The organism is Mucilaginibacter aquariorum (assembly GCF_024498135.1).
Lineage (GTDB): Bacteria > Bacteroidota > Bacteroidia > Sphingobacteriales > Sphingobacteriaceae > Mucilaginibacter > Mucilaginibacter aquariorum.
The window spans coordinates 19,442-33,378 of sequence record NZ_JANHOH010000007.1 but is presented as its reverse complement, the minus strand read 5'-3'; the positions used below and the strand labels follow the sequence as shown (position 1 = coordinate 33,378).

Here is a 13,937-nt window from a genome sequence, read left to right as displayed (position 1 = left end):
TGCTTTTAAAATCATATTCAAAAGTGATGAAAACATGATTTACAGCCGAAAAGGGGGTGTAATAATTATTTGTCAGCAGCTCCATATGGGTATGGTGCATACTATCGCACAACTGGCACTTCTCTTTAACCGTTTGCTTTGCCGTGTTATGGCAATCGTTGCAATTAGCGGTATGTGTTGTTTTGATAATGTTATGCTGGTGGGCAAATACCATATACTGCCCTGTTATGAAACAGAACATCAGCGCCCAGGCACAAAATATATGGTAAGTACTTCTTTTCAAAACAAGCATGTGCTTAATTACATGGCAAAAGTAACTAATAAATACTTAAACATATTTTTAAAACGTAACAATGTTGTTAATTGGATGTAAGGAAAAATGCTTTTAACCGCATTGCATCAGTATATTTGCCCATATGAAACCTGCTGAAATTAACTTGAAATGGGCGGCACTGCAAGACCGCATAGCTACGGAGTTTGATAACGAGAAACCGGATATTAAAGTAGTTATGTTTTTGATAGGCGTGCAGGAACTTGGCCAGGGGCCAAAAAAATTCAGCAAAAGGCAGAAGGAAGAATTGATGCATATTGCCAATTGCAAACTATTTAGCAAAATGGGCTTTTATGAACTGGAAGGCCTTGACCAGGATGGCTGGCCACATTGGAAACTGGTAAAAACTGTTCCTAACTACACCATACTGGAACAGGAAATGCTGATAAAATCATTAATAATTGATTATTTTGAATCGGAGATGGAGTGGGAGTTTTAATACCCCAATTGCTATAACCTTTACAACCTAACACGATGAAAAAACTTTTTACTTTTTGTGTATTGCTGCTTGTTATTAACACAGCCTTTGCTAAACCACCAAAAAATCAATACGTGCGGATAAAAACCAGTTATGGCAGTGTTATCATCCGCCTGTATAACGAAACACCTTTGCACCGCGATAATTTTATAAAGCTTACCAAACAGGGCTTTTATAATGGCACGCTGTTTCATAGGGTGATACAAAACTTTATGATCCAGGGCGGCGACCCTGATTCGCGCGATACGGCTAAAAACAAACCGGGCGTTGAATTGGGTAATGGCGATTTGAAATACACCGTTCCTGCCGAGTTTAGGGATAGCCTGTTTCATAAACGCGGCGTGTTGGCCGCCGCGCGGGATGATAACCCTAAAAAGGCATCAAGTGCGTGCCAATTCTACATTGTAGAAGGTAAACGCTTTACCCCCGGCAAACTGGACACCTTAGAAACTACCCGACTTAAAGGCCGCAAAATACCGGCATGGCAGCGTGATATTTACACTACTGTTGGCGGTGTACCACACCTGGACCAAAATTACACAGTTTATGGAGAAGTGGTTACCGGTCTGGATATGGTTGACCAAATTGCCGCCGTTAAAAAAGATGAACGCGACAGGCCTAACACAGATATACCCATGACCGTTGAATTGCTGAGCAAAAAAGAGTGTAAGCAATTGGATAAACTCCTGTGGCCTAAAGTAAAATAAAACAGATGTCATGGTGAGCTTGTCGAAAACTTGTACGCTAAACACTGTCCACTAATGGTTCGACAGGCTCACCATGACAAATAAATAACATGAAGATAATTACTTACAACGTTAACGGCATCCGCTCTGCGATAAATAAAGACTGGCTGGCATGGCTACAGGCCACCGATGCCGATGTGGTTTGCCTGCAGGAAATTAAGGCTACGCCTGATGTAATAAAAGAACTGGGACTGGTTGATGATATGGGCTACCAGCACTTTTGGTTCCCGGCCGAAAAGAAAGGGTATAGCGGCACTGCTATTTTTACCAAACGCCTGCCCAACCATGTGGAGTACGGCTGCGGTATCCCCGATTTTGATAAGGAAGGTCGTTGTATCCGTGTAGATTTTGACGAGGTATCGGTAATGAGCGCCTATTTCCCGTCAGGATCCAGCGGCGATGAAAGGCAGATCTTCAAATACCGTTTTCTGGATGAGTTTGGTAAATACCTTACCTTATTAAAAGCAAGCATCCCCAACCTGGTTATTTGTGGCGATTATAATATTTGCCATCGCCCTATTGATATACACAATCCCAAATCAAACGCCAACTCATCCGGCTTCCTGCCCGAGGAGCGCGAGTGGATGGAGAACTTTATTGAATCGGGCTTTGTAGATACGTTTCGCCATTGTAATAAAGAACCGCATAATTATACCTGGTGGAGTTTTCGTGCAAATTCGCGCGCTAAAAACCTGGGCTGGCGTATTGATTATGCACTGGCCAGTAAAGAGCTGGAAGGTAACATTAAACGCTGCGCGATATTAGCAGAAGCCCGGCACTCGGACCACTGCCCGGTGTTATTGGAGCTGGAGTTTTAGCCCCTAATAAACTAACCGTCATTGCGAGGTACGAAGCAATCTCTTTAAGCAAATCCTTCATGCAAGGTGTACAACTGTCCTAAAGAGATTGCTTCGTACCTCGCAATGACGCATGGATAAACAAAGAAGCCGCGAAATTCGCGGCTTCTTTGTTTATATCCTACTCCTCATTTCAGGGGCTGGACGCTTACGCTTTCACCCGCTCTACATAAGAACCTGTAGCGGTATCCACTTTTACTTTATCGCCTATGTTGATAAACAAAGGCACTTTTATTTCGGCGCCGGTTTCAACTGTGGCGTTTTTAAGGGCACCCGTTGAGGTGTCGCCCTTTACGGCCGGTTCGGTATAGGTAATTTCTAACTCGGCCGAACCCGGGATGGATGCCATGATAGGCTCTTCGCTTTCAAAAGCTACAATAACGTTCATGCCCTCTTTCAAAAACCTAACCGCAGGGCCGAATAATCTTTTTGGTACATTATGCTGATCGTAGGTGGCATTATCCATTATTACTAACGAATCGCCATCTTCATACAGGTATTGATAGTCGTTGGTTTCAACACGTGCAATGTCCACCTCTTCATCTGTACGGAAACGGTATTCAACCAATTTGCCTGATTTTACATTACGCATACGGGCCTGGTAAAACGCACGCAGATTACCCGGGGTGCGGTGTAAAAACTCCTCTACTTGTACCAGTTCGCCATTAAAGCGAAGAACATTCCCATTTTTTACATCAGATGCTTTTGCCATAAATCTTATAATTGAGCCGTCAAAATTATAGAATAGATTTGAGATTTTAGATATGAGATGTGAGATAATGCCATTAGGATAATATCATTATTTCATCCTGTGGTCTCAAATCTCATATCTCGCGTCTAATATCTAACCTTTGTAATCGGATATACTCAACCTGTTATCGCAAAAACTATACTCGTGCTCCTGGTTAGAGCAGATAATGGTTAAACGGTTCTCGCTGAATTTTTCTACAAGGCTCAGGTACCAGTCAATGCCCTGAGTATCCAGGTTGGAGGTGGGTTCATCCAACATTAACATAGGGGTGTCGGCACAAAAGGCAAGCGCCAGTTTAAGCCGCTGTTTCATGCCGGATGAAAAGTATTTAATGAGTTTATTGCGGCTACCCTCCAGGTTTAAGATATCGGCTACGGCACTTTTATCCATGCCCGGTTTAAATGCTTTAAACTTGAAATGGAAGTCGATCATCTCGTTCAACGAGAACTCTTCTATCGCTTCTAAATAAGGTGCAGCCAGGCTTAAGTAGTTGAAGATCTCGCCGGCATCAATTTCCTTACCGCCATCAAAGTATTTGATCGTTCCGGCTGATGGCACCAGGCTGCCGTTTAAAACTTGTAACAGGGTAGATTTTCCTGAACCATTTGGCCCCAATATGGCATAGTTACCGCTACCTTCAAAAGTATGGTCTATCCCCTTGAATATCCATTCACGGTTAAAACGACGGCCTATGTTTTGGAGGGTGATGTTCATTATTAGTGGGCAGTTATTAGTAGGCAGTTTGCAGGCGTAGTAGCGATTGGTTTATCTTTAACTGCAAACTGCCCACTAACTAATAACTGCAAACTTTCTTTAAGAGCTTCCAAATCCCTTCATGATACCGCGTTGCGAGTTCTGCACAAAATTGATGATCTCGTCGCGTTCAACAGTCGGGTTAAATTCGGCCTCGATAATATCAAGGGCCTTGGTCATGTTATATTTTTTCAGGAAGATGATGCGGTAGATCTCCTGGATCTCGTTAATGGTTTCGGCAGAAAACCCTCTGCGGCGCAAACCAACAGAGTTGATCCCGATATAAGATAAGGGCTCGCGACCGGCCTTGGTAAACGGAGGAACATCCTTACGCACCAGTGAACCACCGGATATCATGCTATGCGCACCAATTTCAACAAACTGATGCACGGCAGATGTACCGCCTATAAATGCATAGTCGTACACATTAATATGGCCCGCCAGCTGCACCGCGTTCGCTATAATAACATTATCGCCAATAACGCAATCGTGCGCAACGTGTACATATGCCATTAGCAGGCAATTGCTGCCTATAGTGGTGGTGTTTTTATCAAGCGCGGTACCACGGTTAAGCGTTACGCATTCGCGGATAACGGTATTATCGCCAATGGTTACGGTGCTTGGTTCGCCCTTATATTTTAGATCTTGCGGTGGTGCAGATACTACAGCACCCGGAAAAATACGGCAGTTTTTACCAATGCGGGCGCCATCCATAATAACGGAGTTTGAGCCAACCCAGGTACCTTCGCCAATTTCCACATCCTTGTGGATGGTAACAAAGGGCTCAATAACCACGTTATCGGCAATTTTTGCCTGTGGGTGTATATATGCTAAGGGCTGTATCATATTATTTGTATCTAACTATTTGTGCCATTAGCTCGGCCTCGACAACTATCTTTTCGCCAACCATACCAATGCCTTTCATTTGTGCAATGCCACGGCGGATAGGTGCTATCAGGTCACAACGGAATATTAACGTATCGCCCGGTAAAACCTTGTCTTTAAATCTCGCATTCTCAATTTTAAGGAAAAGCGTTAACCAATTTTCAGGATCGGGCACAGTGTTCAGTACCAATATACCGCCGGTTTGTGCCATAGCTTCTATCTGTAAAACGCCCGGCATAACAGGCGCCCCCGGGAAATGGCCTACAAAGAAAGGCTCATTCATGGTTACTGCCTTTAAGCCCACAACGTGGGTTTTGGTCAACTCTAATATTTTATCAACCAGTAACATTGGCGGGCGGTGCGGCAATATGTTCATGATCTGAACAGTATCGTACACTGGTGTCATGTTAGGGTCGTAAACTTTTACATGTTTGCGGCTGCGTTCTTTCTTTATCAATGTTTTTATTTTTTTGGCGAATGCAACGTTTGCCGCATGGCCCGGCCTTGCAGCCATAATATGCCCCTTCAAAGGAACACCAACCAATGCCAGGTCACCAATCATATCCAGCAGCTTGTGGCGTGCGGGTTCGTTTTGGTGGCGAAGTTCTATATTATTCAAGATCCCCTGCGGGGCAACATTGATATCCTTACGGTTAAATATTTTTGCAAGGTGGGCAAGCTCTTCGTCGTCAACTTCTTTATCAACAACCACAATTGCGTTGTTAAGGTCGCCGCCTTTTATCAGGTCGTGCTTAACCAACATTTCCAACTCGTGTAAAAAGCAGAATGTGCGGCTGGATGCAATTTCTTTTTTGAACTCTGCCAGGCTTGATATGGTTGCATGCTGGCTACCCAAAACCTGCGAGTTATAATCAACCATACAGGTAAAGCGGTAATCACCATCTAAAGGCATAGCCACCATGTCAACCTTGCGGTCGGGCTCCGAATAGTGGATGTTATACGGGATATGATAATATTCCCGGTCTGCTTCCTGCTCCTGAAAGCCTGCTTCTTCAATAGCATTTATAAACTGTATCGAGCTGCCGTCCATAATAGGCGTTTCGGGCCCGTCCATATCAATCAGCACGTTATCTATCTCCAAACCAACTAAAGCGGCAAGCACGTGTTCAACAGTGCTTACACTGGCGCCGTTTTGGGTAAGGGTTGTACCCCTTGATGTATCAGTAACATTATCAACATCGGCATCAATAATTGGCTGGCCAGGCAAATCTATCCGGCGAAATTTATAGCCGTGTTTTTCTGGGGCCGGATTAAAGGTCATGGTAACACTTTCGCCGGTGTGCAGGCCAGTGCCCGAAACCGAAACGGGCTCTTTAATAGTTCTTTGTTTTACATTCATATTTAATGACGTTCATTGGTTCATTAGTTCAATTGTTCATTGGTATTAGTTTATTAACCTTAATACAGGCCTAATAACTAATGAACAAGGATCTAATCGCCTTTTTTCTTTAGTTCTGTAATTATCTTTTCCAGTTCGTTAACTCTTTTTTCCAATTCGGGCAACCTGCTTACTACAACGTTTGATCGCATATCGGCAGTGTAACCAATAGCCGGCGAACCCGCCCACTTTTTACCCTCTTCGGTAATGTTACGGCTAACGCCCGATTGCGCCTGCACCTGTGTGCCTTTTGCAATAGTAATATGGCCAACCACACCAACCTGCCCGCCAAGCATTACATTTTCGCCAAGCTTGGTACTGCCTGCTATACCTGTTTGCGCGGCTATCACGGTATTTTGCCCAATATCAACATTATGCGCAATTTGCACCAGGTTATCCAGCTTTGCGCCTTTGCGGATATAGGTTGATCCCATTGTGGCCCTGTCTATGGTTGTATTTGCACCCACTTCAACGTTATCTTCAATAACAACGTTGCCTATTTGTGCAACTTTGCTAAAAGTACCATCGGCATTTGGTGCAAAACCGAAGCCATCGCTGCCAATTATAGCGCCCGAATGTATAACAACATCGTTGCCAATTACACAGTCAAAGTACACTTTAACACCGGGAAACAAAGTTACATTATTACCCAATTTTACATTATCGGCAATATAACAGCCGGGGTAAATTTTGCAATTATCGCCCATTACAACATCCTGGCTAATATACGCAAAGGCACCTATGTAAGGTTCTGCACCTATTTTAACAGAGGAGTGTATAAAGCTTGGCTGCTCTATACCCGATTTATTCAACTTAATGGTATTGTATTTTTCGAGCAGTAGCGAGAAAGCGCCGTAGGCATTCTCTACCCGTATAAGTGTAGTATTTACCGGCGCGGTTAATTCCTGGCTATTGTTCACTATTACAACCGATGCATTGGTTGTATATAAGTATGGCTCATATTTAGGGTTAGCTAAAAATGATAACGAACCAGTGCTGCCTTCTTCTATTTTGGCCAGGTGGTTAACCGCAACAAGCGGATCGCCTTCAACTGTTCCATTTAGCATAAAGGCTATATCCTTTGCGGTAAATTGCATCGTACAAATTTAAATGTTAAAACCATAGCAACAAATTATTAATAAATGGGCACAAATAGCCGCTCATAAGTAGTTTATGTTAACTACTCACCAATCAACCATTCACCACTCACCATCCTATAACAGGTCTTTGGCATAACAAAGTATATATTTTTTTACAGTTTTTGATAGTGCCTCCAGGTTTGAATTATCGCTGGCCAGCGTAATATCCTTAATACTGCCGTCTTTCATTAATATGTGAATGTTACCATCACCCTTATTATAGGCATTATTGCGTATCGTATCTGTAAATACATAATACGAAGCCTCGTGCTCGCTGATGCCGTACTTTTTAACCGCGCTGACAGTCAATTGTTTAACAAAGTTTTCGTCGGGTTTCTCGGCAGTAATATCTACATGGTACAGCCGGCGGTTTATCAGGTTATGGCAAAGGGTAGCCAATACGTCATCATCACTATCGGCCCATATTTTTACAGCCGCCATTACATCGGTGTCATCCAGTAGGGCAAAGGTTTTTAAATGCGCGTCACCGCTCATAAATTCCTCTTTGGTAATAACGTTCTTTAAAAAATAGTTTAAAGCGGGGGTTAGTGGGAAGTGTGTTCCCTGCAAAGCCAGTTCGCGGCTGCGCAAAAATATTTTGCAAAGCACCTGCTCGGCGGCTATAACAGTTTTATGCAGGTATACCTGCCAGTACATTAACCTGCGGGCGATCAAAAATTTTTCTATCGAGTAAATTCCCTTTTCTTCAACCGTAATGCTGTCATCCTTTATGTTCAGCATTTTTATGATGCGGTCAGAACTTATCACACCTTCAGATACACCGGTAAAATAACTATCCCTATTCAGGTAATCCATCCTGTCCATATCAAGCTGACTCGATACCAGTTGATGCAAAAAGTGTTTGGGATGATCGCCTTTAAATATGCTGATGGCTAATGTTAGCTTACCGCCAAACTCTTCGTTCAGCTTATTCATCAACAGTATAGAAATGTCCTCGTGGCTAATTTCTTCCACAATGGTATGCTCCAACGCGTGCGAGAACGGCCCGTGGCCAATATCGTGCAGCAAAATGGCTATGGTAAGGCCTTCTTTTTCTTCGGCAGATATATCTGCCCCTTTATTGCAAAGCGTTTCAATAGCCAGGCTCATCAGGTGCATGGCACCCAAGGCATGATGGAAACGGGTATGCAGCGCGCCAGGGTAAACCAAATGCGTCATCCCGAGTTGTTTAATATAGCGTAAACGCTGGAAGTAAGGATGATCTATCAGGTCATATACCAACTCGGTTGGGATGCTGATAAACCCGTAAACCGGGTCGTTTATAATTTTCTTTTTGTTCAAGGTAGCTGTTAAGAATACAAAAGTGTTGAATTATGACAAAACAAGCACGGTCTATTTGTTAATTAATGTTAATCCTTTGCATATTTTTACAACAAAATACACTGCCTAAAGGTTATAGGAGGGTAAAATTAAAGATATTATGCAGGATACCACAATATTATGGGCCGATGACGAAATTGATCTGCTGAGACCACACGTACTTTTCCTAAGCGAAAAGGGGTATAAAGTAACAACTGTTACCAACGGTAACGATGCTGTTGAAGAATTTAAGAAGCAGTACTTTGATCTGGTTTTCCTGGATGAAAACATGCCGGGGCTTACCGGGTTAGAAACACTGCAGCAAATAAAAAATATAAATAACGATGTCCCGATAGTACTTATCACCAAAAATGAAGAGGAGTATTTAATGGAGGATGCCATTGGTTCGAAAATTGATGACTACCTGATAAAGCCGGTACACCCCAAGCAAATTTTGCTTACCATTAAAAAACTTACCGAAAACAAAAAACTGGTGGGCGCTAAAACAACGATGGCTTACCAACAGGATTTTCGTAACCTGGGCATGACCCTTAATGATAACCTAAGCTACCAGGAATGGGTTGATGTTTACAAAAAACTGATATACTGGGAGCTGGAGCTGGAGACTTTGGAAGATGCCGGGATGCACGAAATACTTACCCTGCAAAAAGCCGAGGCCAACGTACAGTTTTGCAAGTTTGTTGAACGTAATTATCTAAACTGGATAAAAGACCCCGAGAACGGGCCAACTATTTCCACACAATTATTTAAAAAGAAGCTGTTCCCTAAGCTGGATGGCAAAGGTCCGGTTTTCTTTATATTGATAGACAATTTGCGTTATGATCAGTTCAAGATCATCAATCCCATCATATCAGAATACTTTAGGTTAGAAGAAGAAGATACTTATTACAGCATCCTGCCAACGGCCACACAATATGCCCGTAACTCTATCTTCTCGGGCCTGATGCCTTTAGAGATGGAAACCCGTTACCCGCAAATGTGGCAAAACGATGAAGACGAAGGTGGCAAAAACCTTTATGAAGCCAATTTTGTTGCCGATCAGTTAAAAAGGATCTTACGCCGGGACGTAAAACATTCGTACAATAAAATATTAAATATTGATGAGGGCCGCGCGCTGAATGAATCGGTTAATAACCTGATGAACAACGAGCTGAATGTGGTGGTATACAATTTTGTTGATATGCTGAGCCATGCCCGTACCGATATGCAAATGATACGTGAACTGGCCAGTGATGATGCGGCTTACCGCTCATTAACACTATCGTGGTTTGAACACTCGCCATTGTTTGATCTGTTGAAGTTTCTGGCCTCGAAACAGGTAAGGGTTATCATTACAACAGACCACGGTACCATTCGTGTTAAAAACCCAAGCAAAATAATAGGCGACCGTAACACGAATACCAACCTGCGTTATAAACAAGGTAAAAACCTTAACTATAACGCCAAAGAGGTATTCCACATCCGCAACCCGCACGATGCCATGCTGCCTAAGCTTCACGTAAGTTCCAGCTTTGTATTTGCCAAGGGCGACAGCTATTTTGTGTATCCAAACAACTACAATCATTTTGTGAATTTTTATAACGAGACCTTCCAGCACGGCGGTATCTCATTAGAAGAAATGATCATCCCGATAGTTACCTACGGGCCAAAATAAAATTTATTTTTGAAGCAGAAATAATAACCCCGTCATTGCGAGGTACGAAGCAATCTCTTTGAGCAAATCCACCATGCAAGGTGTACAACTATCCTAAAGAGATTGCTTCGTACCTCGCAATGACGTTCTAAGTAAAAGACCATTGGACTTACACATTACATCCACAGCAGACCTGCCAAAAACGGCGAACCAGATCCTAAACTTTGCCGGCAATAGCCGAATTTTTCTTTTTTACGGCGATATGGGCGCGGGTAAAACCACCCTTATTAAATCGCTTTGCGAAAAATTGGGGGTTAGCGACTCCGTAACCAGCCCTACTTTTTCCATTGTAAACGAATACAAAGGGGCTGACGGGCCGGTATATCATTTCGATTTTTACAGGTTAAAAGACCAAAACGAAGCGCTGGATATGGGTTATGAAGAATACTTCTACTCGGGCAATTACTGTTTTATAGAATGGCCGGAAAAGATAGCCAACCTGGTTCCGGATAGCTTTACCGGCGTGCGCATCCATGTTTTAGATGCCAGTTCAAGGCAAATAACAGTCGAAAACATTTCGTAATAATCAAACTTATTTTTTTCTTATCTTCATCAGCCGGAAAAACAACGATCATGAGTACAGGGAAATACAGCGGGTTCTCCAATATTGCCAGGCAGGCAATGATGCAGCCCCAGGAGTCGATGCTTGAAGTTAAAAGTAAAAAGAACAAGCTTTATATTGGCATCCCCAAGGAGGTTTCTTTCCAGGAGAACCGCATCCCGCTTACCCCCCTGTCGGTAGCATTGCTTATAAATAATGGCCACGAAATAATGCTGGAAAGCAATGCCGGCCAGGCCGCTAATTTCTCTGATAATAACTACAGCGAACAAGGCGCCCAAATAGTTTATGATACCAAAAAAGTTTACGAAGCCGATATCATTATTAAAATAGCCCCGCCTACTATGGAGGAGATAGAAATGATGAAACCCGGCCAGTTGCTTATTTCTGCCCTGCAGCTATCTACCTTAAAAGCCGAATGCCTGCATGCGCTTATCAAAAAGAAAATAACAGCCCTTTGCTTTGAGCACCTCGAAGACGAGGGTGGCTCGCTTACCGTTGTGCGTGCCATGAGCGAAATTGTAGGTGCTACATCGGTACTTATAGCTGCCGAGTACCTGAGTAACATTTTTGAAGGCAAAGGCCTTATGCTGGGTGGAATAACAGGCGTACCACCAACCGAGATTGTAATAATAGGAGCAGGTACCGTTGGCGAATATGCCGCGCGCACTGCCATATCGCTTGGTGCCGAGGTTAAAGTATTCGATCCATCTATTTACAAACTACGCCGCCTGCAAAATAATATAGGCACCAGAATTTTCACCTCGGTAGTGCAGCCAATTGTGCTGGAAAAAGCCATAACATCATGCGATGTTGCCATTGGCGCTATTCGTGCTGATGACGGCCGCAGCCCCTGTATAGTATCCGAAGCTACGGTAAGTAAAATGAAACCAAACTCGGTTATTATTGATGTGAGCATTGACCAGGGCGGCTGTTTCGAAACATCAGAAGTTACCAACCACACACATCCCGTTTTCCGTAAATATGATGTAATACATTATTGTGTGCCCAACATTGCATCGCGCGTGGCGCGTACGGCAACCTATGCACTTACCAATATATTCGCGCCTATTTTACTGGACATTGGCGAGCAGGGTAGTTTAAAGAATGTAATATGGCAAAAGGCCGGTATCCGCAATGCGGTTTACATTTACCAGGGGCACTTAACCAACAAGTACATGGGCGAGCGCTTCTCTATCCCAAGCAAAGACCTTGACCTGCTGGTGGTGTCTAACCATTAATAGTTGGTGAACGGCCTTATATTTTCCGGGTGACTAATTTCGGGTTGATATTTTTCGGGTATCTCATTGGTATGGTGTTTATCGCCATAGTAATCAATAGCAAGTTCTACCTTTCCGTTCTCTTTTACGGTTACTTTAAACAACATATCATAATCTTCCTCATCAAGCGCGGTAAAGGGCATTTCGGCGCCAAAAGCATCCAACAGTACCATTATGGTATTAGAGTGCCCAACAATTAAAACGTTATCCCCTTTAAAATTCTTTAAAACAGTTTTGGCAAACTTTTTAAGTACGGCCGTATCGGTATCATATACCCTCGGCAAAACTTTTATTTTATAAGCTAATGGGCGTGCAGTTAACCCGGTACGTTTATATTTGGTAACATATATAGCCTTTATGTGCGCGCGCTTTAACTCTTTAGCCAATGCTTCGGCACGCTTTTGCCCGGCTGTACTTAAAACCGGGTCATCATTTTTTGCCATAAGGGTTGCTTTTTCGGCATGGCGCACTATCCAAATATTGGTTTTCTGGGCCGAGGCATTAAAATTGCTTAGTAACAAACAAATAAACAATAACTTAAAAAAGTTAGCGGGCATTATTACAATTTTCATAAAACGGTGTTATCTGTTTTAATGGGTAAGGTTCTAACAAATATATTCGATTTTTGATATGAAATTTTTTAGCAAGGAATATTTAAAACAGCTATGGAAGGTGTTAATAGCCACTTTTAGTGGCTTCTCTAACGACAATGGATTAAAGCTTAGTGCATCTTTAGCTTATTATACCGTTTTCTCATTGACCCCATTGCTGCTATTAATACTTTCTTTGGCAGGTATATTTTTGAAAGATGGTAGCTACAGACAGGATTTTTACGATCAGATACAACATTATTTAGGTAAACAAGGAACGGAGCAAATACAAAGTACTATTAAGTCGCAGGATATTATAGGCAAGAGCGGAATAGGGTTGGGTATAAGCATAGTCACATTGTTACTTGGCGCAAGCAGTATTTTCCTGGAGATACAAGATTCGCTTAATGCTATATGGCGGGTTAAAGCAAAACCTAAAAAGGGATGGGTTAAGATGTTAAAAAACAGGTTCCTTTCTTTTTCATTGATAGTAAGTCTCGGCTTTTTATTACTTGTGTCCCTACTGGTAAATATTATTATCAGTGCCGTTAGCGATAAAATAGTGGCATTCCTGCCAAAACTTTTAGGGAAAGACCTAGCCGGCGTTATCGGTGAAACGTTCTTATTTGTAGTTAATTTCGGAGTAACGCTCATTGTTATTTCTGTGCTGTTTGGTATCATATTTAAGGTGCTGCCTGATGTTAAAATAAAATGGAAGGATGTGCGCTCCGGCGCTATATTTACGGCCATCTTATTCATTATTGGCCAATATATCATCAGTTTATATATCCAGTACACGGCCCAGGGCTCTGCTTATGGTGCCGCAGGCTCGCTTATAGTGATTTTAGTGTGGATATATTATACGGCCGCAATTTTATACATAGGCGCGGAATTTACACAAGTATATGCCGAGGCCCAAGGCAGCCACATTGAACCGGCCGATTATGCAGTAGTGATACAACAGACTGAAGTAGAGCGAAAAATGCATGAAATGCCATTGCAAAACCCCGAACTGGAAGGCGCCCTTAAATGTGATGATAAGATTAATAAAAAAGTGTGATCTCTTTCTTACCATGCTTTAAGTGTTCTATAAACTGTATTTAATCTGTTAAATAATATACCCCGGAAACAAAGG

Annotated in this window: 14 protein-coding genes; 7 read left to right on the top strand and 7 right to left on the bottom strand. The window is 42.6% G+C overall.

Going from position 1 to position 13,937, the window contains the following annotated elements:
- Positions 1 to 416: 416 nt before the first annotated feature.
- From NPE20_RS20110 to NPE20_RS20100, 3 genes are all read left to right on the top strand, one after another.
- On the top strand, positions 417 to 770 hold the full coding sequence (locus NPE20_RS20110) for a hypothetical protein (RefSeq protein ID WP_256540497.1): 354 nt from the start codon (positions 417 to 419) through the stop codon (positions 768 to 770).
- Positions 771 to 805: 35 nt separating this feature from the next.
- Positions 806 to 1,516, top strand: coding sequence for a peptidylprolyl isomerase (locus NPE20_RS20105; protein WP_256540496.1), 711 nt, complete (start codon positions 806 to 808; stop codon positions 1,514 to 1,516).
- 89 nt (positions 1,517 to 1,605) lie between these two features.
- Positions 1,606 to 2,373, top strand: a complete 768-nt coding sequence (locus NPE20_RS20100; protein WP_256540495.1) for an exodeoxyribonuclease III — start codon at positions 1,606 to 1,608, stop codon at positions 2,371 to 2,373.
- A 187-nt stretch (positions 2,374 to 2,560) separates the two neighbouring features.
- Here the strand turns inward: NPE20_RS20100 and efp are convergent, their stop codons facing one another.
- The 6 genes from efp to NPE20_RS20070 all read right to left on the bottom strand — a co-directional run bounded on the left by efp (position 2,561) and on the right by NPE20_RS20070 (position 8,641).
- Positions 2,561 to 3,124, bottom strand: coding sequence for an elongation factor P (gene efp / locus NPE20_RS20095; protein WP_256540494.1), 564 nt, complete (start codon positions 3,122 to 3,124; stop codon positions 2,561 to 2,563).
- Between the two features lie 132 nt (positions 3,125 to 3,256).
- The gene (locus NPE20_RS20090; RefSeq protein ID WP_256540493.1) at positions 3,257 to 3,877 is read right to left on the bottom strand and encodes an ABC transporter ATP-binding protein; all 621 of its coding nucleotides are present in this window, start codon (positions 3,875 to 3,877) and stop codon (positions 3,257 to 3,259) included.
- A 99-nt stretch (positions 3,878 to 3,976) separates the two neighbouring features.
- On the bottom strand, positions 3,977 to 4,762 hold the full coding sequence (lpxA, locus tag NPE20_RS20085; protein ID WP_256540492.1) for an acyl-ACP--UDP-N-acetylglucosamine O-acyltransferase: 786 nt from the start codon (positions 4,760 to 4,762) through the stop codon (positions 3,977 to 3,979).
- Between the two features lies 1 nt (position 4,763).
- A complete protein-coding gene (locus NPE20_RS20080) occupies positions 4,764 to 6,161 on the bottom strand; it encodes a bifunctional UDP-3-O-[3-hydroxymyristoyl] N-acetylglucosamine deacetylase/3-hydroxyacyl-ACP dehydratase (protein ID WP_256540491.1) in 1,398 nt (465 codons plus the stop codon).
- Positions 6,162 to 6,253: 92 nt separating this feature from the next.
- On the bottom strand, positions 6,254 to 7,297 hold the full coding sequence (gene lpxD, locus NPE20_RS20075) for a UDP-3-O-(3-hydroxymyristoyl)glucosamine N-acyltransferase (RefSeq protein ID WP_256540490.1): 1,044 nt from the start codon (positions 7,295 to 7,297) through the stop codon (positions 6,254 to 6,256).
- A 117-nt stretch (positions 7,298 to 7,414) separates the two neighbouring features.
- Entirely contained in the window at positions 7,415 to 8,641 is a 1,227-nt protein-coding gene (locus NPE20_RS20070; RefSeq protein WP_256540489.1) for an HD domain-containing protein, read from the bottom strand.
- A 139-nt stretch (positions 8,642 to 8,780) separates the two neighbouring features.
- Between NPE20_RS20070 and porX the strand changes: the two genes are divergently transcribed.
- The 3 genes from porX (at position 8,781) to NPE20_RS20055 (ending at position 12,173) form a co-directional block, all read left to right on the top strand.
- Positions 8,781 to 10,334 (top strand): T9SS response regulator signal transducer PorX, encoded by a 1,554-nt coding sequence (gene porX / locus NPE20_RS20065; protein WP_256540488.1) that lies wholly within the window; start codon positions 8,781 to 8,783, stop codon positions 10,332 to 10,334.
- Positions 10,335 to 10,476: 142 nt separating this feature from the next.
- Complete coding sequence (tsaE, locus tag NPE20_RS20060; protein WP_256540487.1) at positions 10,477 to 10,896, top strand: tRNA (adenosine(37)-N6)-threonylcarbamoyltransferase complex ATPase subunit type 1 TsaE; 420 nt, start codon at positions 10,477 to 10,479, stop codon at positions 10,894 to 10,896.
- A gap of 50 nt (positions 10,897 to 10,946) precedes the next feature.
- Complete coding sequence (locus NPE20_RS20055) at positions 10,947 to 12,173, top strand: alanine dehydrogenase (protein WP_256540486.1); 1,227 nt, start codon at positions 10,947 to 10,949, stop codon at positions 12,171 to 12,173.
- Here NPE20_RS20055 and NPE20_RS20050 read toward each other — a convergent pair.
- Positions 12,170 to 12,784: a phosphoglycerate mutase family protein gene (locus tag NPE20_RS20050; RefSeq protein WP_256540485.1), complete on the bottom strand. Its 615-nt coding sequence runs from the start codon at positions 12,782 to 12,784 to the stop codon at positions 12,170 to 12,172. The genes NPE20_RS20055 and NPE20_RS20050 overlap by 4 nt on opposite strands.
- A gap of 58 nt (positions 12,785 to 12,842) precedes the next feature.
- On the opposite strand from NPE20_RS20050, the gene NPE20_RS20045 reads away from it, so the two are divergent.
- Complete coding sequence (locus NPE20_RS20045) at positions 12,843 to 13,862, top strand: YihY/virulence factor BrkB family protein (RefSeq protein ID WP_256540484.1); 1,020 nt, start codon at positions 12,843 to 12,845, stop codon at positions 13,860 to 13,862.
- Positions 13,863 to 13,937: the final 75 nt, after the last annotated feature.